The following is a 25,601-nucleotide window of genomic DNA, read 5'->3' as shown; positions in this document are numbered from 1 at the left end:
CACCGGTAGTATCCGTAAAAAAATATAAGGCTGATAAGGTGGATGCCATATCATCTATCAGCGCGGGATGTTCCGAATAAAGCAACATCAATGGGAGACCAGATGACCGACATCATCTTGGAGACAAAAAACCTGACGAAGGAGTTCAGGGGGTTTACGGCCGTCAATGCTGTCAACCTGCAGGTGGAGCGTGGCCATATCCACGCCTTGATCGGTCCTAACGGCGCCGGCAAGACGACTTGTTTCAATCTGCTGACCAAGTTCTTGATTCCTACCGCTGGCCAGATTCTCTTCAACGGCCGCGACATTACGCCTGATGCGCCGGCCCAGATCGCGCGTCAGGGCATTATCCGTTCCTTCCAGATATCCGCGGTGTTTCCGCACCTGAGCGTGATGGAGAACGTCCGTATCGGCTTGCAGCGCACGCTCGGCACTTCCTACCATTTCTGGAAAAGCGGCAAGTCGCTGGCGCAGCTGAACCAGCGCGCCATGGAATTGCTGGCGGAAGTTGACCTGACCGAGTTCGCCAATACGCTGACGGTCGATCTGCCTTACGGTCGCAAGCGCGCGTTGGAGATAGCCACCACGCTCGGCATGGAGCCGGAGCTGATGCTGCTGGATGAACCGACCCAAGGCATGGGCCATGAAGACGTCGACCGCGTCACCGCGTTGATCAAGAAGGTGTCTGTCGGCCGCACTATCCTGATGGTGGAGCACAACATGAATGTGGTGTCCGGCATCTGCGACAAGATCAGCGTGCTGCAGCGCGGCGCCATGCTGGCTGAGGGCCGCTACGAAGAAGTCTCGAAGAATCCCTTGGTGATGGAAGCCTATATGGGCACCAGCACCGAAGCACTGGTGGGAGCACATTGATGGCCGCTGTTCATTCCTCATCGCCCGCGGCCGCTGCATCTGCCCAGGGCGCGATTGCACTCAGCATTGAAAACCTGCAAGCCTGGTATGGCGAATCGCATATCCTGCACAACGTCAACCTGAACGTACACAAGGGCGAAGTAGTGACGCTGCTGGGCCGCAACGGCGCCGGCCGCACCACTACCATGCGCGCGATCATGGGCCTGACCGGGACGCGCAAGGGTTCGATCAAGATCGGTGGCGTGGAAACCATCGCGCTGCCGACTTACAAGATTGCCCACCACGGCGTTGGTTATTGCCCCGAAGAGCGGGGCATTTTTTCGTCCCTCTCGACGGAAGAAAACCTGCTGTTGCCGCCGTCTTTGTCGACCACGGAAAAGGGCATGTCGGTGGAAGAAATCTACGACATGTTTCCCAACCTGAAAGAACGCAGGAACAGCCAGGGCACGCGGCTGTCAGGCGGCGAGCAGCAGATGCTGGCAGTGGCGCGCATCCTGCGCACAGGCGCGCGCCTGCTGCTGCTGGACGAGATTTCCGAAGGCCTGGCGCCGGTGATCGTGCAGACGCTGGCGCGCATGATTACGACCCTGAAAGCGAAGGGTTACACGATCGTGATGGTGGAGCAGAACTTCCGTTTTGCCGCGCCGCTGGCAGACCGCTTTTATGTGATGGAACATGGCCAGATCGTCGAGTCGTTTGCGTCGTCGCAGCTGGAAGAAAAGATGCCGGTACTGAATGCTTTGCTAGGTGTGTAGATCTGCAGGTTGACGTTAGGGAGCTTCCTTGATTGCGCAGCAACGCAGTAAAGGAACACGGGTGGTTTAAAAATGGAGAAGACAATGAATATCAAATTAAAGACCTTGGCAGTTGCGGTGGGCAGCACAATCGCGTTGGGCGTGGCGCTGCCGGCCTCGGCACAAATTTCCGGCGATGTGATCAAGATCGGCTTCATTACTGACATGTCTAGCGTTTATTCAGACATCGATGGTCCTGGCGGCGCCGAAGCGATCAAGATGGCGATCGCCGACATGGGCGGCAGCATCAACGGCAAGAAGATCGAACTGATCGTGGCGGATCATCAGAACAAGGCGGATATCGCATCGAGCAAGGCGCGCGAGTGGTTCGACCAGCAAGGACTGGACATGCTGATCGGCGGCACCAACTCCGGCACGGCGCTGGCGATGGCCAAGATTGCCGCGGAAAAGAAAAAGCCGTTCTTTGAAATCGGCGCCGGCAGCACCCGCCTGACCAACGAAGAATGCACGCCGTATACCGTGCACTATGCTTACGATACCTACGCGCTGGCGCATGGCACCGGTTCGCAAGTGGTGAAGCAGGGCGGCAAGAGCTGGTACTTCATCACCGCTGACTATGCTTTCGGCGCTTCGCTGGAAAAAGACACTACTGCGGTAGTGAAGTCGTCCGGCGGTACTGTGCTGGGTTCGGTCAAGCATCCGCTCAACGCCTCCGATTTTTCTTCCTTCATGCTGCAGGCGCAATCGTCCAAGGCGCAGATTATCGGCTTGGCGAATGCTGGCGGCGACCTGATCAACGCAGTGAAGGCGGCCAATGAATTCGGCGTCACCAAGAACGCTAAGCTGGCCGGCCTGCTAGTGTTCATCAACGATATCCATTCGCTGACCTTGAAGCAGACGCAGGGCATGTACCTGACCGATAGCTGGTACTGGGACCAGAATGCGGAATCGCGTGCCTGGGCCAAGCGCTACTTCGAGAAGATGAAAAAAGAGCCTTCCAGCCTGCAGGCGGGCGATTACTCGGCGGCGATGCAGTACCTGACCGCGGTCAAGGCCGTCGGCACTGACGACGGCGACAAGGTGATGGCGCAGCTGCGCAAGAGCAAGTTCAGCGACATGTACGCGAAGAACGCCTATCTGCGTCCTGACGGCCGCGTGGTGCACGACATGATGCTGTACCAGGTCAAGGCGCCGGCCGATTCCAAATATCCTTGGGACTATCTGAACAAGATCGAAACCATCCCGGGCGAGCAGGCTTTCACGCCTAAGGCCGAGAGCAAGTGCGCGCTGTGGAAGTAATGGCGCGCTGATGTCCTGAGCGTTATGCCTGGCCTGGCCAGTTCTGTGTGTGCGTGGGTCTCTTAGGAGATCCGCGCGCCTTTGCGCTGTTTGATTGTTCTTCACTCGTACGAGTGATTTTTAGATGATATTGCCATGGAAATTTTCGGCATTCCCTTGCAAGCCTTGATGAGCCAGCTGCTGCTGGGGCTGGTCAACGGCTCCTTTTACGCCATGCTGTCGCTCGGGCTGGCTGTGATCTTCGGCCTGCTCAATGTGATCAATTTTGCCCACGGCGCGCTATACATGATGGGCGCTTTCCTGGCCTGGATCGGGCTGACGTATTTCAACCTCAACTACTGGGTGATGCTGGCCTTGGCGCCGCTGCTGGTGGGGCTGTTCGGCATCATCATCGAGAAGACCATGCTGCGTTGGCTGTACAAGCTGGACCATCTGTACGGCTTGCTGCTGACCTTCGGCATCACCTTGATGGTGGAGGGCATCTTCCGTTCTTTCTACGGCGTCTCCGGGCAGCCGTATTCGGTCCCAGACGCCTTGAGCGGGGCCACCGACCTCGGCTTCATGGTGCTGCCGAATTATCGCGCCTGGGTGGTCCTGGCCTCTTTGACAGTGTGTTTCGCCACCTGGTTCGTGATCGAGAAGACCAAGCTCGGCGCTTACCTGCGCGCCGGCACCGAGAATCCGAAACTGGTGGAAGCGTTCGGCGTCAACGTGCCGCTGATGGTGACCTTGACCTACGGCTTCGGCGTCGCTTTGGCGGCCTTTGCCGGGGTGCTGGCGGCGCCGGTGATCCAGGTCTCGCCACTGATGGGTTCCAACCTGATTATCGTCGTCTTCGCGGTTGTGGTGATCGGCGGCATGGGTTCCATCATGGGCTCTATCGTCACCGGCCTGGCGCTCGGCGTGATCGAGGGACTGACCCGGGTGTTCTATCCGGAAGCGTCGGCCACGGTGGTGTTCATCGTGATGGCGATCGTATTGATGATCCGGCCAGCCGGCCTGTTCGGTAAAGAGAAATAAGAGACGGAGCGGTCATGATGAATAAGAAAATCGGCTACGGCCTGCTGCTGGCCGCCGCGCTGGCGGCGCCGTTCGGCATCTATCCAGTGTTCCTGATGAAGATCATCTGCTTTGCGCTGTTCGCCTGCGCATTCAATCTGCTGATCGGCTTCACCGGATTGTTATCATTTGGACATGCCGCATTCTTTGGCGGCGCGGGTTATGTCGCCGGCTATGCCTTGCAGACTCTGGGCTTGCCGACCGAGATTGGCTTGCTGGCCGGCACCGCTACCGGTGCGCTGATCGGCCTGGTGATGGGCAGCCTGGCGATCCGGCGGCAGGGAATTTACTTCACCATGATCACCCTGGCGCTGGCACAGATGCTGTACTTCGTTTTCCTGCAGATGCCGTTCACCGGCGGCGAGGATGGCTTGCAAGGCGTGCCGCGCGGGCATTTGCTGGGTTTCATCGATCTCAATAGCGACCTGACTTTATATTATGTGGTGCTGGCGATCGCCGTGGCCGGCTTTGCCCTGATCGTGCGTACCGTTCATTCTCCTTTCGGCCAGGTGCTGAAAGCGATCAAGGAAAACGAACCGCGCGCCATTTCGCTGGGCTACGACGTCAGCCGCTACAAGTTGCTGGCCTTTGTTTTGTCGGCGGCGCTGTCGGGCCTGGCCGGCTCTACCAAGACGCTGGTGCTGGGCTTTGAAACGCTGACCGATGTGCACTGGACCATGTCCGGACTGGTGGTATTGATGACGCTGGTAGGCGGCCTGGGCACTATCATCGGGCCGATTGTCGGTGCGCTGATCATCATCATGCTGGAAAACAAGCTGGGCGATATCGGCAACTGGCTGGCGGGAGTGACGCATATCGAATGGTTCAGCGGCCTGGGCGAATCGGTGACGATCGTGACCGGCTTCATCTTCATCGTGTGCGTGCTGGCGTTCCGGCGCGGGATTGTCGGCGAAATTTCCGCCGCATTGAGCAAGCGCTCATCGCCCGGCAGCAGTTGATTCTTTTCTGCGTAGTTTGCCCCTGGAGAAAAGCCCGTACATGAGAAGTCTTGTACGGGCTTTTTCCTTAGGCAAACGTTGGCCTTGTTTGCTTAAATAATAGGCAGATGGTAGTGCACAGAACATATTGCTTATTTGAACTTACCATCCCATGCCAGATGATGGAATTACTTGGATAGCTATGACTAAATAACATAGCCGGAAGGTAAGCCGGTATCATCCGCCGGAAGTAGAATTGCCTGTCTTATTTCTTCCCCGAACCAGCCCCCTGTCTGACAGTCTTCCAAATTTTTATCTGTACATCCCATGCCTGAGTTATTCCCTGATTTCCTCATTCTGGCGCTTGCCAGTTTCCTTGCCGGTTTGATTGATGCAGTGGTCGGAGGAGGGGGTCTGATCCAGATTCCCGCTCTGTTTGCGATGCTGCCTAATGGCGCGCCCGCTACGATATTTGGCACCAATAAATTGGCAGGTATCTTCGGCACAGGCGCCGCAGCCGTGAATTTTGCACGAAGGGTAAAGATTGCCTGGAACTCAGCGCTGCCTGCGGCCGGTGCAGCTTTCCTGTTTGCCTTCCTCGGCGCTTATACGGTTACCCATATTCCAACCGAAGCGATTCGAAAATCGTTGCCCTTCATTTTGCTGGCGGTTGCCATCTACACGGTGAAGAAGAAAGATTTCGGTAGTATCCATGCACCCCTGCATACCGGTTCAAAAGAGAAGTTGCTGGCGATGCTGATTGGCGGCGGTATCGGATTTTATGACGGTGTTTTCGGCCCTGGCACAGGTAGCTTCCTGATTTTCCTGTTTGTGCGGTTTTTCGGCTTCGATTTCCTTGCAGCCTCGGCGGTATCGAAGGTCATCAATGTGGCGACCAACCTGGCTGCCTTGTTATGGTTTGGATATAGCGGGCATATCATCTGGCAGCTTGGATTGGTTATGGCTATCTGCAATGTAGGCGGTTCTTTAGTGGGAACCAAGCTGGCGCTCAAACATGGGAGCGGTTTTGTCAGGAAGTTGTTCCTGTTCGTGGTGTCTGTGTTGATCTTGAAAACAGGGTACGACGCATTCCTTAAGTAAGGCAGCAAGGTTCGATAGAAAAGCGGTGATTGTTCCACGTGAAACAGTCACCGCTTTTGTTTTTATCGCGCAACATTCAAATGTTCCACGTGAAACATCTGTTGTATGTCCGGCATACGAATGTCTGCGACCGCTGCATGCTTTATAATCACCCCTCTGCTTACCATTATTCATCGTCTCCAAGAGGCGCACTATGCTTTTCCCTACACATTTTGATGTAATCGTCGTCGGTGGCGGTCACGCCGGCACCGAAGCCGCGCTGGCGTCCGCCCGCATGGGCCAAAAAACGCTATTGTTGACCCACAATATCGAGACACTGGGCCAGATGTCGTGCAACCCGTCGATTGGTGGGATAGGCAAAGGCCATCTTGTGAAAGAAGTCGATGCCATGGGCGGTGCGATGGCCATCGCTACCGATGAAGCGGGTATCCAGTTCCGTATCTTGAATTCTTCCAAAGGCCCGGCAGTCCGCGCGACTCGGGCGCAAGCCGACCGCATTCTGTACAAGCAAGCCATCCGTTCACGCCTGGAAAACCAGGAAAACCTGTGGCTGTTCCAGCAGGCGGTAGATGATTTGCTGGTGGAGGGCGACCGCGTCGTCGGCGCCGTCACCCAGGTCGGCATCCAGTTTCGCAGCAGGGCAGTGGTGCTGACGGCAGGTACTTTCCTGGACGGGAAGATCCACGTCGGCCTGAATAACTATTCGGCTGGGCGTGCCGGCGACCCTCCGGCGATTTCACTGTCGGCGCGCCTGAAGGAATTGAAGCTGCCGCAAGGGCGCCTCAAGACCGGTACGCCGCCGCGTATCGATGGCCGCACTATCGATTTTTCCGTGATGGAGCCGCAACCCGGTGATCTCGATCCGGTGCCGGTGTTTTCAGTCATGGGCAATGCCGCCATGCACCCGCAGCAACTGCCATGCTGGATTACCCACACCAACCAGCAAACGCACGATATTATCCGCGCCGGCCTGGACCGCAGCCCGATGTACACCGGTGTCATCGAAGGAGTAGGGCCGCGTTACTGCCCATCGATCGAGGACAAGATCCATCGCTTCGCCAGCAAGGATTCGCACCAGATCTTCCTCGAACCGGAAGGCCTGACCACCAACGAGTTTTATCCTAATGGCATTTCGACAAGCCTGCCGTTCGATGTGCAGCTGGCGCTGGTGCATTCGATGCGCGGTCTGGAGAATGCGCATATCCTGCGCCCTGGCTACGCCATCGAATACGACTACTTCGATCCGCGCGGTTTGAAGGCTTCGCTGGAAACCAAGCAGATCCAGGGCCTGTACTTTGCTGGGCAGATCAACGGCACCACCGGTTACGAAGAAGCCGCTGCGCAGGGCATGCTGGCTGGTCTCAATGCCGCCTTGCAAACACAAGAGCGCGATGCCTGGACACCACGCCGCGATGAAGCTTATCTCGGCGTACTGGTCGACGATCTGATCACCCAAGGCGTGCAAGAACCGTATCGCATGTTCACCAGCCGTGCCGAATACCGTCTCAGCCTGCGCGAAGACAATGCCGACCTGCGCCTGACCGAAATCGGCCGCCAGCTTGGCTGCGTTGGCGATGTCCAATGGGCGCAGTTTGAAAAGAAGCGCGAAGCGGTTGCTGTCGAGATGGAGCGCCTGCGTTCCACGTGGGTGAATCCACGCATCGTCGCCGCTGCCGAAGCCGAACGCTTGCTGGGCAAGCCGATGGAACGCGAATATGCATTGGTCGATCTGCTGCGCCGGCCAAATGTTACTTATGAACAATTAATGACGCTGAAGGGCGTCGACGGCCAGGAACTCGGCGGTCCGGGTGTGGAGGACGACAGCGTTAGGGAACAGGTCGAAATCCAGGTCAAGTACGCCGGCTATATCGACCGCCAGGCACGTGAAGTCGAGCGCCACGAGCACAATGAAAACCTCAAGCTGCCGGCCGATCTCGACTACATGGAAGTGCAAGCCCTGTCGATCGAAGTCCGGCAGAAGCTCAACCTGCACCGGCCCGAAACCTTCGGCCAGGCTTCACGCATTTCCGGCGTCACGCCGGCTGCCTTGTCGCTGCTGCTGGTGCATCTGAAAAAAGGCATGAAGCGCCTGAATGCAGATGACAAGGCAGCCTGATAAAAAACGCATTGCATGAAAAACAACGACCGCCCAGGTAATTGCCGGGATAATCAAGGAGTGGCAGCATGAGTTCAACGCAGACCGCGTCGCTGGAAGCGAGCCTGCAGCAGGGTGCACAAATATTAGGCATTGCGCTGGATCAGCAGCAGCAGCAGCAATTGCTGGCTTATCTGAGCTTGCTGGCGAAATGGAACAAGGTCTATAACCTGACCTCGATCCGCGAACCGGCGCAGATGATGACGCATCATTTGCTGGATTCGCTGGCGGTGGTGCCGGCCTTTGCCGCGGCCGAGAATGTGCTGGATGTCGGCGCTGGCGGCGGCTTGCCGGGGATGATCCTGGCGATCTGGGCGGGCAAGGCCAAGCCAGCAATGCGGGTGTCGATGATTGACACCGTGCACAAGAAAACGGCATTCCTGACCCAGGTCAAAGCAGAATTGGGGTTGAGCAACGTCAGCGTTCATACGGCCAGGGTAGAGCAGTTGCAGGTGGCGCAGAAATTTGATGTGATTACTTCGCGCGCTTTTGCCGAATTGGCGGATTTTATCAACTGGTCGGCGCATTTGCTGACAGATGACGGCCAGTTCATCGCGCTCAAGGGCATCAAGCCGGACGAAGAGATCGCCCGCTTGCCGGCTGGCTGGGAAGTAAGCGAAATCAGGCCGCTGGCAGTGCCGGGCCTGGATGCGGAACGGCATCTGATTTTTATCAAACGCAGCAAGTAATAACAGAAACGGATTTACCATGAACGCCTTTTTTCACACCCTTGGCATTACCGACGCCTGGCAGCTGATTGCCGCCACCGTGGTTTTCCTGGTACTGCCAGGGGCAGGGACTTTCTGTATCCTGACCTGCGCCGGCAAGGCTGGCCTGCGCGGCGGTTTCGCTTCCGTACTCGGCGTCATGCTGGGCGACGCGGTGCTGATGTTCCTGGCGGCGATCGGCGTGGCGGCATTGCTGACCGCCAATCCGCTGGTGTTCAAGGGCGTGCAGTATCTGGGCGCTGCTTACCTGGCTTTCCTCGGCTGCAAATTGCTGTTTGCCAAAAAGAACGGCGGCGCCGGCACAGCCAGCGAAATTGCAAGCGGCGGCAATTTCACCCGCGGTTTCCTGGTGACTCTGGTCAATCCGAAATCGATCATCTTTTACATGGCGTTTTTTCCGCTGTTCATCGATCCTGCGGTGCATCGCGGCAGCCTGACTTTCCTGGCCATGGGCGCAATCATTTCCAGTTGCACATTGATTTACGGTAGTCTGCTGGTACTGCTCGGGAATACTGCCGCCAAGCGCCTGGGACAGAATCGCCGTATCGCCGCATTCGCTTCCAGGGCCGCAGGAATCTTCCTGATCGGTTTTGGCATCAAATTAACCACCAATTAATACGACCTGACCACTACATGGCAAAAATATTTTGTGTCGCCAATCAAAAGGGCGGAGTCGGTAAAACCACCACCGCCGTCAATCTGGCCGCCGGCCTGGCGCAGCTGAATCAGCGCGTATTGCTGGCCGATCTGGACCCGCAAGGCAACGCCACCATGGGTGCGGGGATCAACAAAGGCACATTGACTGCATCGATCTATGAAGTGCTGTTGGGCATGTCGGATATCAAGTCGGTACGCAAGACCTCGGAAACCGGCGGCTTCGATGTCTTGCCGGCGAATCGCGAACTGGCTGGCGCCGAAGTGGAAATGGTCGAATTGGAGAATCGCGAGAAGCGTTTGAAGGATGCCTTCGCCAGCGTCGCCGACGAGTACGATTTCATCCTGATCGATTGTCCGCCGGCCTTGTCGATGCTGACCCTGAATGGCCTGTGTGCCGCCAACGGCGTCATCATCCCGATGCAATGCGAGTACTACGCGCTGGAAGGTTTGTCGGACCTGGTCAACACCATCAAGAAGGTGCATGCCAACCTGAATCCGGACCTGAAGATCATCGGCTTGCTGCGCGTGATGTTCGATCCGCGCATGACTTTATCGCAACAGGTATCGGAAGAGCTGGAAAAGCATTTTGGCGACAAGGTGTTCAAGACGGTGATCCCGCGCAATGTGCGGCTGGCGGAAGCGCCGTCGTACGGCATGCCGGGTGTGAGTTTCGATGCAGCTTCCAAGGGAGCGCAGGCGTATATCGCCTTCGGCGCCGAGATGGTAGAGCGTATCAAAACTATGTAGCTCATTGTGGGACAGAGTTTGAGAGCCGCCGTAGCGTGGCGAATTACACTGTCCCCAACTAGTTAGGCACAGCTAATACACTGGTAATACACGGCTAATACAGAAGTTATCCATGGGCTTAGTCACAGCTTATTCCTGGCTTGCCCACATGGTTGTCCACTGAGTTATCCACAGGCTGCCGGCCTGTGGCCTGTAATCTACGGTAGGAAAAGATGGTCACGAAAAAATCAAAGGGTCTGGGTCGCGGTCTCGAAGCCTTGCTGGGCGGATCGACGGATATTGCTGAAGCGGTGCCGACAGTGGTCGGCGCGCCGTCGGTATTGGCGGTGACGGTCATGCAGGCCGGTAAATACCAGCCGCGTACCCGCATGGATGAAGGCGCGCTGGCCGAGCTGGCGTCCTCGATCAAGGAGCAGGGCCTGCTGCAGCCTATCCTGGTGCGGCCGATCGCCTTGAACAACGGCGCCCAGCACTATGAAATCATCGCCGGCGAGCGCCGCTTCCGGGCGGCCCAGATGGCCGGCCTGATCGAAGTGCCGGTGCTGGTCAAGGATGTCGACGACCAGACCACGGCGGCGATGGCGCTGATCGAAAACATGCAGCGCGAGGATCTGAATCCTCTGGAAGAGGCGCAGGGTATCCATCGCCTCATCACCGATTTCAGTTTCACCCATGAGCAGGCGGCGGTATCGGTAGGGCGCTCGCGCAGCGCGGTATCCAACCTGCTGCGCCTGCTGAACCTGGCTAAGCCGGTACAGACCATGCTGATGGCCGGCGATATCGACATGGGCCACGCACGTGCGCTGCTGGCGGTCGACGCCGCGACGCAGATTACCCTGGCGAACCAGGTGGTGGCCAAGCGCATGTCGGTGCGCGATACGGAAAAACTGGTGGTACGCACTACGACAGAAGCAGAAGCGGCCAACCGTCCACCGAAGAACAAGGAAAAATCGCGCGACATCGCGCGGCTGGAAGAAGAGTTGTCGGATCTGCTGGCGACGCAGGTAACAATCAAGACGACTGCAAAGAATCGCGGCCAGCTGATCATCGATTTTTCCGATCTGGATACGCTGGATGGTCTGATCACTCGCCTCAAGGGCGTAGAGTAAGTTACAAAGGAAGCGGCAGTGGAGAGTCCGGTGGATTTCTGGATTCACGAATTTGGTGCAGCGTAGCAAATTTATGATGTCAGCTAATGTCCGGTTTGGTCCTGAAGATCGGTTCAACGGCAGCGATTGAATCCGTCGTCGCCTGTTGTATAAGCTTATGATTCGGCAGCAAAAGTTTGACGAAAGCCGCGCCCAGCCTTTATAATCCTCGGGCTTCTAAATCAGCCGTAGATAGGCAACAGCGAGGCAACCGCGTGGTCGTCGCGTGATAACTGCGCTGCATCACCACACTGCAACCGCGTTCTGTTTAGCGAATATTTTTCGCACATTATTGGGTCAGTATGCAGCGCATCGTGCTTATGCAATTTGTTACTACGGCCGTGCTGGCGTGCATAGCAGGTTTACTAGCCGGCGTATCCGGATTCTGTTCCGCGCTTTTAGGTGGTGTGTGCTGCGCGGTTCCCAATGGACTGTTTGCTCTCCGTCTTTACATCAGCGCGCGCAAGCCAGGTGGCGCCAACCCGATGTCTTTTTTCATCGGCGAGTTTGTCAAAATTGCTACAACGATTGCGCTGGTAGGCGCGGTCGTATGGTTGTACCACGATTTGAATTGGCCGGCTTTTATCGTCAGCTTCATCGTGGTACTTAAAAGTTACATAATCTTACTTTTTAGACATCGATCATGACCGTAGCTCCAAGCGAAGCACTAACCCCCTCAGAATATATCGTCCATCACCTTGGACATTTTTCCAACGGCCATCAAGTCAAGATCGTCGACTTTTCGATCATCAATATCGACACGATTTTCTGGTCGGTGTTCGCCGGCGTGATCGGCTGCCTGCTGATGTACGTCGCTGCGCGCAAAGCGACTGCTGGCGTGCCGGGTCGCTTCCAGGCTTTCGTCGAAATGGTGGTCGAGATGGTTGACGACCAGGCCAAGGGCATCGTCCACGGCGACCGCAGTTTCATCGCGCCGCTGGCGCTGACCGTGTTCATCTGGGTCGCCCTGATGAACTCGCTGGATTTCCTGCCGGTCGACATGTTCTCCTCTTTCTTCAAATTCGTCGGTCTGGACAGCGTGATTTCGCATCACCGCGTAGTACCTACCGCCGACCTCAACGGCACCATGGGCATCGCCCTCGGCGTGCTGGTGCTGATGCTGTACTACAGCTTCAAGATCAAGGGCATCGGCGGTTTCCTGCACGAGCTGGTGGCTGCGCCTTTCGGCATCTGGCTGGCTCCTGCCAACCTGCTGCTGAACCTGATTGAATTTGCCGCCAAGACCGTCTCGCTGGCGATGCGGCTGTTCGGCAACATGTATGCCGGCGAACTGCTGTTCCTGCTGATCGCGCTGCTGGGCTCCACCGCTACGGCGTTCGGTTTTGTCGGCCACGTGATTGCCGGTTCGATCTGGGCGATCTTCCATATCCTGATCGTGTTGTTGCAAGCGTTTATTTTCATGATGCTGACGCTGGTGTATATCGGCCAGGCGCATGAAGCTCACTAAAGAGCCGCACTAATCAGCACCGGGTGTGAATTTGTAGTTTTGGTTTTTGTATCTGTTTTTCGTATTAATTTTTTGTATTAATTTTTGTATTCACTTAACTTTGAAGGAATTGTCATGACTGATCTGTCTTTTGTTGCTTTGGCTTGTGGTTTGATCATCGGTTTGGGCGCTATCGGTGCTTGTATCGGTATCGCGATCATGGGCGGTAAGTACCTGGAAGCATCGGCACGTCAACCAGAACTGATGAACACCCTGCAAACCAAGATGTTCCTGCTGGCCGGTCTGATCGACGCTGCGTTCCTGATCGGTGTTGGTATCGCCATGTTGTTCGCATTCGCAAATCCGTTCGTTCCTCACTAATTTAATCTAGCGTAACCGCATCGGCTGAAGTCGCTTCAGCCTACGTTATTCTTAGAAGGAACCACTATGAACCTAAATGCAACATTGTTTGCGCAGTTCGTAGTCTTCTTTATCCTCGCGTTGTTCACGATGAAATTCATCTGGCCGCCGTTGATAAAAGCGCTCGATGAGCGCGCCAAGAAGATTGCGGACGGCCTGGCAGCCGCTGATCGCGGCAAGGCAGATCTGGCGGCCGCTGAAAAGCGCGCTTCGGCAGAACTGGCAACCGCACGCGACGAAGGTCAAAAGCGTATTGGCGAAGCTGAAAAGCGCGGCCAGCAGATCGTCGACGAAGCCAAGAAAACGGCTGCCGAAGAAGCTGCCCGCATCATCGCTAACGCCAAGGCTGAAGCGGAACAGCAAATGACTAAAGCGCGCGAAGCTCTGCGTGGCGACGTTGCGACCCTCGCGGTCAAAGGCGCCGAACAGATCCTCAAGCGTGAAGTCAACTCTGCTGCTCATGCCGATTTGCTGAACCAACTGAAAACAGAGCTGTAATCATGGCAGAACTTGCAACGATTGCTCGCCCTTATGCAGAAGCGCTGTTCCGTGTGGCCAAGTCGCAAGATCTGGCAGCCTGGGCCAATCTGGTTTCGGAAATGGGACAAGTAGTGTCCCATCCTGAAGTCCAGGCGCTGGCGCAAAATCCTGCCGTCTCGCATCAGCAAGCCGCTGATACGTTTCTGGCGCTGTTGAAATCGCCGCAGGCAGCCAGTGCTGAAGTCAAGAACTTCGTCGCGATGCTGGTTGATAACGGCCGTTTGTCAGTGTTGCCGGAAATCGCCGAGCAATTTCAAGTGCTGAAGAACGCACAAGAAGGCGCCGCCGATGCTGAGATCACCAGTGCTTTCGAAATGACCGAAACACAGGTGAAGGATCTGATCGCCACGCTGGAAAAGAAATTCGGCCGCAAGCTGAACCCGTCGGTAACTGTGGACAACTCGCTGATCGGCGGTGTGCGCGTAGTGGTCGGCGACGAAGTGCTCGACACCTCGGTGCGTGCCAAGCTGCAAGAACTGCACGCTGCTTTGGCGGCCTGAGGCCTCTGCGTAATTGCGTATTTGCGTAACTACTGAGCAACGAGAAAAATTTTAGGAGTTTATATGCAACTCAACGCGTCTGAAATCAGCGAACTGATCAAGAGCCGGATTCAAGGCCTTGGCGATACCGCTGAAATTCGCAATCAAGGCACGGTTATTTCCGTGTCCGACGGTATCTGCCGTATCCATGGTCTGTCTGACGTGATGCAAGGTGAGATGCTGGAATTCCCAGGCAATACCTTCGGCCTCGCGCTGAATCTCGAGCGCGATTCTGTCGGCGCCGTTATTCTGGGCGACTTCGAACACATTTCCGAAGGCGATACAGTCAAATGTACCGGCCGTATTCTGGAAGTGCCTATCGGTCCGGAACTGCGCGGCCGTGTGGTGAATGCACTGGGCCAGCCGATCGACGGCAAGGGTCCGGTCAACACCAAGCTGACAGCGCCGATTGAAAAAATCGCGCCAGGCGTTATTGCCCGTCAATCCGTTTCGCAACCAATGCAGACCGGTATCAAGTCGATCGACTCGATGGTACCGATCGGCCGTGGCCAGCGCGAACTGATCATCGGCGACCGCCAGACCGGCAAGACTGCCGTGGCGATTGATGCGATCATCAATCAAAAGGGCCAGGACGTGACATGTATCTATGTCGCTATCGGTCAAAAAGCATCGTCGATCAAGAACATCGTGCGCGCGCTGGAAGCACACGGCGCCATGGAATACACCATCGTGGTGGCTGCATCGGCTTCCGAGTCGGCTGCGATGCAATACCTGTCGGCCTACTCCGGCTGCGCCATGGGCGAATACTTCCGTGACCGCGGTGAAGACGCGCTGATCGTGTATGACGATCTGTCCAAGCAAGCTGTTGCATACCGTCAGGTATCGCTGCTGCTGCGCCGTCCACCAGGCCGTGAAGCTTATCCTGGCGACGTGTTCTACCTGCACAGCCGTTTGCTGGAACGCGCAGCACGCGTGAACGAAAAGTACGTTGAAGATTTCACCAAGGGTGAAGTCAAGGGCAAGACTGGTTCGCTGACTGCTTTGCCGATCATCGAAACCCAGGCTGGCGACGTTTCCGCCTTCGTTCCGACCAACGTGATTTCGATTACCGACGGTCAGATCTTCCTGGAAACTTCCTTGTTCAATGCCGGTATCCGTCCTGCGATCAACGCCGGTATTTCGGTGTCGCGCGTTGGTGGCGCCGCTCAGACCAAAGTCATCAAGAACCTGTCCGGCGGTATCCGTACCGACTTGGCGCAGTATCGTGAACTGGCTGCGTTTGCGCAGTTTGCTTCCGACCTCGACGAAGCGACCCGCAAGCAGCTGGACCGCGGTGCACGCGTGACCGAGCTGTTGAAGCAGGCGCAATACTCGCCGTTGTCGATCTCGCTGATGGCCGTGACTTTGTTCGCGGTCAACAAGGGTTTCCTGGACAGCATCGAAGTCAAGCAGGTACTGCCGTTCGAAAGCGGTCTGCACAGCTTCATGAAGACCAGCCACGCGCCTCTGCTGCAAAAGATCGAAGAAACCAAGCAACTCGACAAAGATGGTGAAGCTGCCTTGTCTACCGCCGTTGCTGATTTCAAAAAATCGTTCGTGGCTTAATTTAACTGGGATCCATAACAATTGCGGGACAGAGTTTGAGAGGCGCCGAAGGGCGACGAATTACTCTGTCCCCAACTGACTAGGAAGGTATATGGCTACTGGGAAAGAGATACGCAGCAAGATCAAGAGCGTAGAAAATACGAAGAAGATCACCAAGGCGATGGAAATGGTCGCCGCATCCAAAATGCGCAAGGCGCAGGACCGGATGCGTGCGGCACGTCCCTACAGTGACAAGATTCGTAATATCGCTTCTAACTTGTCGCAAGCCAATCCAGAGTACACGCACCCGTTCATGGTGAAGCAGGACAATTCCAAGAACGTTGGTTTCATCGTTGTCACCACAGACAAAGGTCTGTGCGGCGGCATGAACACCAACTCCTTGCGTTTGCTGACCGCGAAACTGCGTGAGCTGGAAGGACAAGGCAACAAGGTTCAGGCAGTAGCGATCGGTAACAAGGGTCTGGGTTTCCTCAACCGGATCGGCGCCAAGGTCGTTGCGCATGCCGTGCAACTGGGCGATACGCCGCATCTGGATAAGCTGATCGGGCCAGTCAAGGTACTGCTCGACGCTTACCAGGAAGGTCGCCTGGACGCGGTTTATCTGGTGTACACCAAGTTCATCAACACGATGAAGCAAGAGCCGATGCTGCAGCAATTGCTGCCGCTGTCGAGCGATCGTCTTGAGGCCGATAAAGAAGGTTCGCATGCATGGGACTACATTTACGAGCCGGATGTTCAAAGCGTCATCGATGAATTGCTGGTGCGTTACGTGGAAGCGCTGATTTATCAGGCTGTTGCAGAAAACATGGCGTCCGAGCAGTCGGCGCGCATGGTGGCGATGAAGTCGGCTAGCGACAACGCGGGTAACGTGATCGGCGAATTGAAACTGGTATACAACAAGACGCGTCAAGCTGCGATCACCAAGGAATTGTCCGAGATCGTTGCCGGTGCGGCTGCCGTCTAGCGCGCTACGCGCTTAACAGAAACTTATTTTATATATTGAAGGAACGAAAATGGCTGATGGCAAAATCGTTCAGTGTATCGGCGCTGTGGTGGACGTTGAATTCCCACGTGACGCGATGCCTAAGATTTACGACGCCTTGAAGATGGATGGCTCGGAACTGACGCTGGAAGTACAACAACAGCTGGGCGACGGCGTAGTCCGTACCATTGCGCTGGGTACATCCGACGGTTTGCGCCGCGGCATGACAATCAAGAACACAGGCCAGCCAATCATGGTGCCGACCGGTAAAGCAACACTGGGTCGTATCATGGACGTGCTGGGCAACCCGATCGACGAATGCGGTCCGGTAAGCCACGAAACCACTGCCTCTATCCACCGCAAGGCTCCTGCGTACGACGAACTGTCGCCATCGCAAGAACTGCTGGAAACCGGCATCAAGGTTATCGACCTGGTTTGCCCGTTCGCCAAGGGCGGTAAAGTTGGTCTGTTCGGTGGCGCGGGTGTGGGCAAGACCGTGAACATGATGGAACTGATCAACAACATCGCCAAGGCGCACAGCGGCTTGTCCGTGTTTGCCGGCGTCGGTGAGCGTACTCGTGAAGGTAACGACTTCTATCACGAAATGGCTGACGCCAAAGTGGTCGATCTGGAAAATCCGGAAAAGTCCAAGGTTGCGATGGTGTACGGTCAGATGAATGAACCGCCAGGTAACCGTCTGCGCGTTGCGCTGACCGGCCTGACGATCGCTGAAGGCTTCCGTGACGAAGGTAAAGACGTGCTGTTCTTCGTCGATAACATCTACCGTTACACACTGGCCGGTACTGAAGTTTCCGCGCTGCTGGGCCGTATGCCTTCCGCCGTGGGTTACCAGCCTACACTGGCTTCGGAAATGGGCCAGCTGCAAGAGCGTATTACTTCGACCAAGACTGGTTCGATCACATCGATCCAGGCCGTCTACGTTCCTGCGGATGACTTGACCGACCCGTCGCCTGCAACTACGTTTGCTCACTTGGACTCCACCGTTGTGTTGTCGCGTGATATCGCTTCGCTGGGTATCTATCCTGCGGTTGACCCGCTGGATTCGACTTCGCGCCAGCTGGATCCGCAAGTGGTCGGCCAGGAGCACTACGAAACTGCCCGCGCCGTGCAAGGTATCTTGCAGCGCTACAAGGAATTGCGCGACATTATCGCGATTCTGGGCATGGACGAACTGGCTCCGGAAGACAAGCTGCTGGTCGCGCGTGCACGTAAGATGCAGCGTTTCCTGTCGCAGCCTTTCCACGTTGCTGAAGTGTTTACCGGTTCGCCAGGTAAATACGTTTCGCTGAAGGACACGATCAAGGGCTTCAAGATGATCGCCAGCGGCGAACTCGATCACCTGCCGGAACAAGCGTTCTACATGGTCGGCACGATCGAAGAAGCAATCGAAAAGGCCAAGAAGATCGGCTAAAGCAAGTTTCGCCTCGTCGTCCCCGCGAACGCGGGGATCCATGTTACTGAGCAATATTTTCACTAAGATGGATTCCCGCATTCGCGGGAATGACGCGGTAGCGCTTGCCGTTAGTTGATTCAATGGACAACAAAGGGTTTAAGATGGCAAACACTATTCACGTAGACGTTGTTTCCGCGGAAGAGATGATCTTCTCCGGCGAAGCTGAATTCGTCGCGTTGCCGGGTGAGTCGGGCGAGCTGGGGATCTATCCCCGCCACACGCCGCTGATCACGCGCATCAAGCCGGGTGCGGTACGCATCAAGGTGCCAGGCCAGGCAAACGACGAATTCGTATTCGTTGCCGGCGGTTTGCTGGAAGTGCAGCCGCACCACGTTACCGTGCTGGCTGATACTGCGATCCGCGGCGCCGACCTGGACGAAGCGAAGGCAAGCGAAGCCAAGCGTCGTGCTGAAGAAGCGCTGACCAACAAGGAATCCCTGATCGATTACGCAAAAGCACAGTCCGAGTTGTCGGCGGCGATTGCACAATTGGCAGCGATTGCAAAATTGCGTCAAAAAGGGCGCTGATCCGGTAGTTCGATATCTCGGATGGCATCAAGAAAAAGCAGCTTCGGCTGCTTTTTTGTTGTCCGCTTGCTTTGTGACGCAGGGTGGGCAGGTTTTTCTGCCCACGCGTTGAACCCCGCACAGATGCCTGCTTCGATTCAGTGGTGTGTGCCCGCACTCCGGATATCACGATAACGCGTGGGCAGAAAAACCTGCCCACCCTACGTGCTAATATGATTACAAAACATAGCTCTGAGCCGCGTGTAAAAATGGGGAAGACAAATGAAAATCCGCTTTCTGCATTTCCTGGCCATCGCTCTGCTGGCCCTCGTCGGCCTGAGCGCCTGCGACAAGCCGGCCAACACGGCGCCGACGCCGAAAGTCTACCGGGTCGGCATGAATGCTGCCTTTGCACCCTTCGGTTCGGTCGATACCGCCGGCAAGATCGTCGGCTTCGACGTCGACATCATGCAGGCAGTGGCGGACCAGGCCGGCCTCAAGATCGTCTGGGTCAACACGCCGTGGGAAGGCATCTTTTCCACGCTGGCCAACGCCGACATTGACATCATCGCCTCCGGCGTCACCATCACCGACGAACGCAAACAAAGCATGCTGTTTTCGGATCCGTATTTCGAAGCGAAACAGGTGATCCTGGTCTCGCCCGGCAAGAACATCGCCAGTCCGGATGACCTGAAACAGGCGCACCGCGTCGGCGTCACCGCCGGCACCAGCGCCGACACCATCATGCAGAAAATGCTGGGCAAGACCAGCAACGCGCTGGTGCGCTTTGAAAGCCTGCCGCTGCTGCTGAAAGAAGTCGATAACGGCGGCGTCGATGCGGCGGTCGGCGACAACGGCGCCGTCGCCAACCATCTGAAATTCAATAAAGACAAGGGTTTCAAACTGATCGAGAGCGACAAGTTTGAAAAAGAATATTATGGTATTGCGGTGCGGCCGGCGGATACCGCTTTGATGGCCAAGATCAACGGTGCGCTCAAAACCCTGCACGCCAACGGCAGTTACGACAAGATCTACGCCAGCTACTTCGCCAAGTGAGAGCGGCCGAGGCAGGGCGGCATCACGCGCTGCCTGCGGCCGCGAGAACACAGTAAGATCAACTGCAGCGGCTCCACCTTATCCGGATCTCCTTTTTGCTGACCAGCGGATTATTGCCCACATTATGCCAAGCAAACCAGAATACAACCCCAACAACCCGGTGATCGCCGTGGTCGGGCTGTCGCCGAAACCAGATCGTCCCAGCTACGGCGTAGCACGCTACATGCAGGAGCGCGGCTATCGCATCGTCCCGGTGAATCCCATGCATGTAGGCGGTCCCATCCTGGGAGAGCCATGTTATGCCAACCTGTTCGATGCGGCCAAAGCGCTGGCGGCGGAAAACCAGAAGATCGATATCGTCGACTGTTTCCGCAAAGCGGAAGATATTCCACCCATCGTCGGCGAAGCCATCATGATCGACGCCCGTTGCATCTGGATGCAGCTCGGCATCGTCAACGAGCCGGCCGCCGCCAAGGCGCGTGCCGCCGGCCTGCAGGTCGAGATGGATAGCTGCATCAAGATCGAACATGCGCTGGGCAATTTGCACGGCATCCTGTAGCTGCCGGCGAACTGGCTGGGCAGGCAACAATTGAGTGATCGGAGAATCGAATGAAAGCATGCAAGCAGTTCCGCGCCGGCAAACAGACCAAGATCGTTGATGCCGACGCAGAGCAGAAGCCGCTGTCCAGCGGCGACAAGATCAAGGACAAGGAGCTGGTCGTAGAAATGGCGGCACAAATCGCTGCGCTGCAGGAAATGCTGTATGCCGGCCAGCAGCACAAAGTTTTGGTGGTCTTGCAAGGCATCGACACCAGCGGCAAGGACGGCACCGTCAAAGGGGTGTTCAACCTGGTCAACCCGCAGGGCATACAGATCGCCGATTTCAAGGCGCCCAGCACAATCGAACGTGCTCACGATTATCTGTGGCGAGTGCATCAGCAAGTACCGCGGCAAGGCGAGATCGTGGTGTTCAACCGCAGCCATTACGAAGATGTGCTGATCACCATGGTGCACGACTGGATCGACGAGCAAGAATGCGAGCGCCGCTATGCCCAGATCCGCGACTTCGAACGCATGTTGGCGGAAACCGGCACCACCATCATCAAGTGCCTGTTGCATATTTCCAAAGACGAGCAGCGCAACCGCCTGCAGGAGCGCATAGACGATCCCGCCAAGCACTGGAAATTCGATATGCAGGACCTGGAAGAGCGCAAAAGCTGGGACAAATACCAGGAGCTGTTCGGCAAGGCGATCCGCGCCACCGATGCTGACCATGCGCCCTGGTACGTGATTCCGGCCAATTCCAAGACCCACCGCAACCTGGCGATCGCCAGCATCCTGCTGGAAACCCTGGCCGATCTGAAACTGAAGCCGCCGGCCGCTAAACCGGAATTAAAAGGTTTGAAGATTGCGTAATTTCGGGCGAGTAAATCTATAATTGATTACCGTCGGGCAAAAAAACATAAAAACTGTTTTATCCTTGACGGAGCCTACCCAAGGAGACACGAAGTGCGCCGCTGGTTGCCGGAACTGATTGCATTACCGCTCTTGCCATGGCTGATCCTACAGGGTCGTCGCACCCGCCGCATCACGCCGCGCCTGCCGGAAGCGATGGGGCCGACCATCGGCCAGGCGCAGATCCCGACTGGCATCGGTCCCGAACCGCATCAGCGGCCGCTGGCGCTGCTGACCATCGGCGAATCGCCGGTGGCGGGGGTTGGCGTCGCTACCCACTACGAAGCCATCACCGGCCAGTTCGCGGCGGCACTGTCGTTGCGCTTGCAGCGCACGGTGACCTGGCAAGCGGTCGGGCAGAACGGCGCCACCCTGAGCGATGCGGTACATACCATGCTGCCTCAGGTGGCCTCGCAAAAAGTCGATATTGTGCTGATCGCCTTTGGCGTCAACGACACTACGGCGTTCCGTTCCTGCCGTCGTTACCGTGCCGAACTGCTGCAGCTGATGCGCGATCTGCAAACCCATCTGACGCCGCGCCTGATCGTGATCTCCGGCATTCCGCCCATCCATGCCTTCCCGGCGCTGCCGGAGCCCTTGCGCTACATCCTGGGCATGAAAGCCAAGGCGCTGGATGAAACCGTGGAGCAGCTGATTTTCAACCTGCCGGCGGATCTCAACAATGTGCGCGTGACGCGGGTGCCTATGCTGATCGACATCAACGACCACACTTTGATGGCTTCCGATGGCTTCCATCCCTCGGCCAGCGGTGTTTCGCTGTGGGCGCGCCAGCTGGCCACCGCGGTGGCGGCGCATCTGAAATCCATCAAGAAAAGCAAGGCCGCCCAGAAGTCGATCAGCAAGCAAGGCTGATGCGGCCGGCTTGCCGAAAAGTGCAGGCAAGGTAGACTATTCAACAAATCATCAAATGGTGCATGCCATGCTGCTGCAAAATTTCTGGCTTTTCCTGCCCGCCTGCTTCGCGCTGAACATGGCGTTCGGCCCGAACAATGTATTGTCGCTGTCGAACGGCGCGCGCGACGGCGTCGCTTGCTCGGTCACGGCCGCCTTTGGCCGCCTGCTGGCATTTGCCATCATGATTGCCATCGCCGGTCTCGGCATGGGCGCGCTGCTGCTGGCTTCGGAGACGCTGTTCTCGGCCTTGAAATTTGCCGGTGCGGCTTATCTGGTGTGGCTGGGCGTCAAACTGTTTCGCGCCGGACCGGCGCAGTTCACCGCCGGCGCCAGCAATGTCGGAGCGGATACCGAATCGCCATCGGACAAGTTGCGCCGCCTGGCAAAGCAGGAATTCCTGGTGGCGGCCGGCAATCCCAAGGCGATCCTGATTTTCACCGCATTTTTCCCGCAGTTCGTCGACCGCTCCGCCTACGCCGTCAGTTTCCTCGTGCTTGGCGCCACCTTCCTGCTGCTGGAATTGGTAGCGATTGCCATCTACGCAATGCTAGGCGCCAAACTCGGCGCCATCAGCGGTGGCGCCAGCCGCTTCCGCTGGCTCAACCGCGTCAGCGGCGCCATGATGATAGGTTTCGGTCTGGCCCTGGCCTTTCTGCGCCGCCCTCAGAGTTAGTGTCGTGTCATGCCTCATCGGTCGGCATCTCGCTGGTCCTTGACCCGTATCGCGTCGTTGCGCCTCGTCGCCATAGCCCCGCTATGTCTCCTCGGCACGCCTAGCGCTACGGGCCAAGGCCGGCGCGATATACCGACAGTTGAGGCATGACACGGCACTAGCAACTTTTTATTTGAGCCATTGGTTGACCAAGCGGTCATAGTCGCCGGTCGCCTTCAGCTGATGCATCCAGGTATCGACAAATTCCTTGAACGGCACATCGCCGCGCGGCAGCATGAAGGCCTTTTCCGAGAACTGCAAAGGCTGCTCGGGATGGATCGCGCATAGCTGCGGATGCAGCTTGGCCTGCCACAGGGTTTCGCTGGCGTCTGTCACCATGACGTCGGCCTTGCCCTGCACGATCTGCTCGAAAATCGTGACATTGTCCGGATGCAGTATCAGTTGCGCCTGCTTGTAGTTGGCGCGGGCGAAGCGTTCGTTGGTGCCGCCCGGATTAACAATCGCTCGCGTAGCGGGCTGATCGATCGCCGCCAGCGACTGGAATTTGGCGACGTCGCTGCAGCGCGCGATGGCTGACTTGCCGTCGACCATGTGCGGCGCCGAGAACGAGGCCAGCTTCTGCCGCTCCAGCGTGACCGAGACGCCACCCATGGCGATATCGCACTTTTCCAGAAAATCGCCGCTCAGCTTGCTCCAGCTGGTTTTGACAAAGCGTGCTTCCACCCCTAGCGCCTTGGCCAGTGACCTGGCGAGATCGACATCGATGCCTTCGAAGCTGTCGTCGGCTTTGAGGAAGGTGAAGGGTTTGTAGTCGCCGGTCATGCAGACCCGCAGATTGCCGGACTTGATGACTTCATCGAGCCGCGACGGGCCGATCTGGGCGGCGGCTGGCAAGGCTGGCAGGCTGCATCCCAGCAGCAGGCAAAAGATTAATTTATTCATGCGCTCCCCCTGATTGTTCAATGACTGAGTGTCGGTTTAACGGCTGGCTTTTTAATTCCAGTGAGCTTTGATGATCGCCGCCAGCTTATCGAATGCCGGCGCGATCTGTTCATTCGGCACGCAGGCGTACCCCAGCAGCAAGCCGTTGCGCGCCGCCTCGCTGTTCATGTAATAGCGCGACAAGGGCCGCGCCACGATCCCCGCCGCGCGTGCGGCGCGGCTGATGGCCAGGTCGTCGCATTGCGCCGGCAGGCCGAGCGCCAGGTGCAGGCCTGCCTCGCCGCCGGTGAGCGTGACGCCATCGCCGAAATGGCGGTCGATGGCCGCTTGCAGCAGTTGCAGGCGTTCCGCGTATAGCAGGCGCATGCGCCGGATATGGGAAGCGAAATGGCCCTCGGTCATGAAGTCCGCCATGATCGCCTGCATGAAGACCTGGCTGCCGCGATACAGCTCGGAGACGCCGATGGCGAAGGCATTCGCCAGCGATTCCGGCACCACCATGAAGCCGATCCGCAGGCTGGGAAACATGGTCTTGCTGAAGGTGCCCATGTACAGCACGCGGCCGTCGGTATCCATGCCTTGCAGCGAGGCCAGCGGCCGGCTGCCGTAGCGGAATTCGCTGTCGTAGTCGTCTTCGATAATCCAGACTTTGCGCCGCGCCGCGTACTCCAGCAGCATGCGCCGCCGCGACAGGCTCATCACCATGCCGAGTGGATATTGATGCGAAGGCGTGGCGCAGATGAAGCGCGGCGGCTGGCGCAGATTGGCCAGGCGCATGCGCATGCCTTCGGCATCGACCGGAATCGCGACCGGCTTGATGCCCAGCGAGTTCAGCACGCTGCGTGTACCCCAGTAGCAGGGATCTTCGACCCAGGCGCTATCGCCATGTTCGCCGAGCAATTTGACCACGATATCTAGTGACTGATGGATGCCGGTAGTGATGATCACCTGGCTGGCGTTGCAATTGACCGAGCGCGCCATGCGCAGATATTCGGCAATGGCTTCGCGCAGCGGCAGGTAGCCGCCGGCGTCGCCGTAAGTCAGCAGGTCGGCGCGCGAACGGCGCCAATGCTTGTTTTGCAGGCGGCTCCAGATCTTGTTGGGAAACAGCGTCACATCCGGCACGCCGGGCATGAAAGCGCCCCATTGCAGATCGCTGACGCCCGCCTGCTGGATCAGTTGCGCGCCGTGCGCCGACAATTCGGACTCGCCGCTGGGATCGGTCAGCGGCGGTGTGTTGAGGCGGGTTTCTGGAATCTGGTCGGGCGTGGTATCGGCAATGAAGGTACCGGAACCTGCACGGGTTTCCAGATAACCCTCGGCGATCAGCTGCTCGTAGGCGTAGGTGACGGTATTGCGCGATATGCCCAGTTCGCGCGCCAGGTCGCGCGAGGAGGGCAGTTGCATGGCGGATGGCAGCAGCTGCGACAGGATCGCCTCGCGGATAGCCTGGTAAATCTGCCGGTTGAGCGGCGCACCGGCGGCGCCGGCCTTGGCGATGGCGCCGTCGGCCCCGCGCTCTATGCGCATCAGCAAAAAATCGGTGAGCGAGGCGATACGCAAAGTGGCTCCATTAGAAAACTGAAAGTGGCACTATATTATAGAGCCAGCCCGGCCTTAGTATGC

Annotated in this window: 27 protein-coding genes; 25 read left to right on the top strand and 2 right to left on the bottom strand. The window is 57.2% G+C overall.

Annotated elements, in window-relative coordinates; all coding sequences use genetic code 11:
- The first annotated feature begins 102 nt into the window (after window positions 1–102).
- The 25 genes from CPter91_RS25200 to CPter91_RS25080 all read left to right on the top strand — a co-directional run bounded on the left by CPter91_RS25200 (window position 103) and on the right by CPter91_RS25080 (window position 23,033).
- Window positions 103–873 carry an ABC transporter ATP-binding protein gene (locus CPter91_RS25200; RefSeq protein ID WP_061946646.1) on the top strand — a complete coding sequence of 257 codons (771 nt, stop codon included), beginning with the start codon at window positions 103–105 and terminating at the stop codon, window positions 871–873.
- Window positions 873–1,628, top strand: coding sequence for an ABC transporter ATP-binding protein (locus CPter91_RS25195; protein WP_061945562.1), 756 nt, complete (start codon window positions 873–875; stop codon window positions 1,626–1,628). Before CPter91_RS25200 ends, CPter91_RS25195 begins: the two co-directional genes overlap by 1 nt.
- Window positions 1,629–1,718: 90 nt before the next feature.
- Entirely contained in the window at window positions 1,719–2,927 is a 1,209-nt protein-coding gene (locus tag CPter91_RS25190) for an ABC transporter substrate-binding protein (RefSeq protein ID WP_061946643.1), read from the top strand.
- 135 nt (window positions 2,928–3,062) lie between these two features.
- Complete coding sequence (locus tag CPter91_RS25185) at window positions 3,063–3,947, top strand: branched-chain amino acid ABC transporter permease (protein ID WP_061945560.1); 885 nt, start codon at window positions 3,063–3,065, stop codon at window positions 3,945–3,947.
- Between the two features lie 17 nt (window positions 3,948–3,964).
- Complete coding sequence (locus CPter91_RS25180; RefSeq protein ID WP_061946641.1) at window positions 3,965–4,945, top strand: branched-chain amino acid ABC transporter permease; 981 nt, start codon at window positions 3,965–3,967, stop codon at window positions 4,943–4,945.
- A 306-nt stretch (window positions 4,946–5,251) separates the two neighbouring features.
- Window positions 5,252–6,025 carry a sulfite exporter TauE/SafE family protein gene (locus tag CPter91_RS25175; RefSeq protein WP_061945558.1) on the top strand — a complete coding sequence of 258 codons (774 nt, stop codon included), beginning with the start codon at window positions 5,252–5,254 and terminating at the stop codon, window positions 6,023–6,025.
- A 193-nt stretch (window positions 6,026–6,218) separates the two neighbouring features.
- Entirely contained in the window at window positions 6,219–8,141 is a 1,923-nt protein-coding gene (mnmG, locus tag CPter91_RS25170; RefSeq protein WP_061945556.1) for a tRNA uridine-5-carboxymethylaminomethyl(34) synthesis enzyme MnmG, read from the top strand.
- A 68-nt stretch (window positions 8,142–8,209) separates the two neighbouring features.
- The gene (gene rsmG / locus CPter91_RS25165; protein WP_061945554.1) at window positions 8,210–8,869 is read left to right on the top strand and encodes a 16S rRNA (guanine(527)-N(7))-methyltransferase RsmG; all 660 of its coding nucleotides are present in this window, start codon (window positions 8,210–8,212) and stop codon (window positions 8,867–8,869) included.
- Between the two features lie 19 nt (window positions 8,870–8,888).
- The gene (gene leuE / locus CPter91_RS25160; protein WP_061945552.1) at window positions 8,889–9,524 is read left to right on the top strand and encodes a leucine efflux protein LeuE; all 636 of its coding nucleotides are present in this window, start codon (window positions 8,889–8,891) and stop codon (window positions 9,522–9,524) included.
- Window positions 9,525–9,541: 17 nt separating this feature from the next.
- Complete coding sequence (locus CPter91_RS25155) at window positions 9,542–10,312, top strand: ParA family protein (protein ID WP_061945550.1); 771 nt, start codon at window positions 9,542–9,544, stop codon at window positions 10,310–10,312.
- Window positions 10,313–10,524: 212 nt separating this feature from the next.
- Window positions 10,525–11,421, top strand: a complete 897-nt coding sequence (locus CPter91_RS25150; RefSeq protein ID WP_061945548.1) for a ParB/RepB/Spo0J family partition protein — start codon at window positions 10,525–10,527, stop codon at window positions 11,419–11,421.
- Between the two features lie 341 nt (window positions 11,422–11,762).
- Window positions 11,763–12,107 (top strand): ATP synthase subunit I, encoded by a 345-nt coding sequence (locus CPter91_RS25145; RefSeq protein ID WP_061945546.1) that lies wholly within the window; start codon window positions 11,763–11,765, stop codon window positions 12,105–12,107.
- Complete coding sequence (gene atpB, locus CPter91_RS25140) at window positions 12,104–12,928, top strand: F0F1 ATP synthase subunit A (protein ID WP_061945544.1); 825 nt, start codon at window positions 12,104–12,106, stop codon at window positions 12,926–12,928. Before CPter91_RS25145 ends, atpB begins: the two co-directional genes overlap by 4 nt.
- A 114-nt stretch (window positions 12,929–13,042) precedes the next feature.
- The gene (gene atpE / locus CPter91_RS25135; protein WP_054265477.1) at window positions 13,043–13,288 is read left to right on the top strand and encodes a F0F1 ATP synthase subunit C; all 246 of its coding nucleotides are present in this window, start codon (window positions 13,043–13,045) and stop codon (window positions 13,286–13,288) included.
- Between the two features lie 66 nt (window positions 13,289–13,354).
- Window positions 13,355–13,825, top strand: a complete 471-nt coding sequence (locus CPter91_RS25130; RefSeq protein ID WP_061945542.1) for a F0F1 ATP synthase subunit B — start codon at window positions 13,355–13,357, stop codon at window positions 13,823–13,825.
- Between the two features lie 2 nt (window positions 13,826–13,827).
- The gene (locus CPter91_RS25125; RefSeq protein WP_061945540.1) at window positions 13,828–14,367 is read left to right on the top strand and encodes a F0F1 ATP synthase subunit delta; all 540 of its coding nucleotides are present in this window, start codon (window positions 13,828–13,830) and stop codon (window positions 14,365–14,367) included.
- A gap of 63 nt (window positions 14,368–14,430) precedes the next feature.
- Window positions 14,431–15,972 carry a F0F1 ATP synthase subunit alpha gene (gene atpA / locus CPter91_RS25120; RefSeq protein ID WP_061945538.1) on the top strand — a complete coding sequence of 514 codons (1,542 nt, stop codon included), beginning with the start codon at window positions 14,431–14,433 and terminating at the stop codon, window positions 15,970–15,972.
- A 91-nt stretch (window positions 15,973–16,063) separates the two neighbouring features.
- Window positions 16,064–16,936 (top strand): F0F1 ATP synthase subunit gamma, encoded by an 873-nt coding sequence (gene atpG / locus CPter91_RS25115; RefSeq protein WP_061945536.1) that lies wholly within the window; start codon window positions 16,064–16,066, stop codon window positions 16,934–16,936.
- 49 nt (window positions 16,937–16,985) lie between these two features.
- Window positions 16,986–18,386: a F0F1 ATP synthase subunit beta gene (atpD, locus tag CPter91_RS25110; protein WP_014008363.1), complete on the top strand. Its 1,401-nt coding sequence runs from the start codon at window positions 16,986–16,988 to the stop codon at window positions 18,384–18,386.
- 143 nt (window positions 18,387–18,529) lie between these two features.
- A complete protein-coding gene (locus CPter91_RS25105) occupies window positions 18,530–18,955 on the top strand; it encodes a F0F1 ATP synthase subunit epsilon (RefSeq protein ID WP_061945534.1) in 426 nt (141 codons plus the stop codon).
- 261 nt (window positions 18,956–19,216) lie between these two features.
- On the top strand, window positions 19,217–19,990 hold the full coding sequence (locus CPter91_RS25100) for a basic amino acid ABC transporter substrate-binding protein (RefSeq protein WP_061945532.1): 774 nt from the start codon (window positions 19,217–19,219) through the stop codon (window positions 19,988–19,990).
- 124 nt (window positions 19,991–20,114) lie between these two features.
- A complete protein-coding gene (locus CPter91_RS25095) occupies window positions 20,115–20,549 on the top strand; it encodes a CoA-binding protein (RefSeq protein WP_061945531.1) in 435 nt (144 codons plus the stop codon).
- A gap of 50 nt (window positions 20,550–20,599) precedes the next feature.
- Window positions 20,600–21,406, top strand: coding sequence for a PPK2 family polyphosphate kinase (locus tag CPter91_RS25090; RefSeq protein WP_061945529.1), 807 nt, complete (start codon window positions 20,600–20,602; stop codon window positions 21,404–21,406).
- A gap of 93 nt (window positions 21,407–21,499) precedes the next feature.
- Complete coding sequence (locus CPter91_RS25085) at window positions 21,500–22,318, top strand: SGNH/GDSL hydrolase family protein (protein ID WP_061945527.1); 819 nt, start codon at window positions 21,500–21,502, stop codon at window positions 22,316–22,318.
- 67 nt (window positions 22,319–22,385) lie between these two features.
- Window positions 22,386–23,033 carry a LysE family translocator gene (locus CPter91_RS25080; RefSeq protein ID WP_061946639.1) on the top strand — a complete coding sequence of 216 codons (648 nt, stop codon included), beginning with the start codon at window positions 22,386–22,388 and terminating at the stop codon, window positions 23,031–23,033.
- Between the two features lie 168 nt (window positions 23,034–23,201).
- Here the strand turns inward: CPter91_RS25080 and CPter91_RS25075 are convergent, their stop codons facing one another.
- Window positions 23,202–23,975: a transporter substrate-binding domain-containing protein gene (locus CPter91_RS25075; RefSeq protein ID WP_061945525.1), complete on the bottom strand. Its 774-nt coding sequence runs from the start codon at window positions 23,973–23,975 to the stop codon at window positions 23,202–23,204.
- A gap of 51 nt (window positions 23,976–24,026) precedes the next feature.
- Window positions 24,027–25,538: a MocR-like pyridoxine biosynthesis transcription factor PdxR gene (gene pdxR / locus CPter91_RS25070; RefSeq protein WP_082793261.1), complete on the bottom strand. Its 1,512-nt coding sequence runs from the start codon at window positions 25,536–25,538 to the stop codon at window positions 24,027–24,029.
- Window positions 25,539–25,601 lie beyond the last annotated feature (63 nt).

The sequence above is a fragment of the Collimonas pratensis genome, assembly GCF_001584185.1.
Lineage (GTDB): Bacteria > Pseudomonadota > Gammaproteobacteria > Burkholderiales > Burkholderiaceae_D > Collimonas > Collimonas pratensis.
The sequence above is the reverse complement of the archived record's forward strand: the minus strand, read 5'-3'. Positions and strand labels throughout refer to the sequence as shown.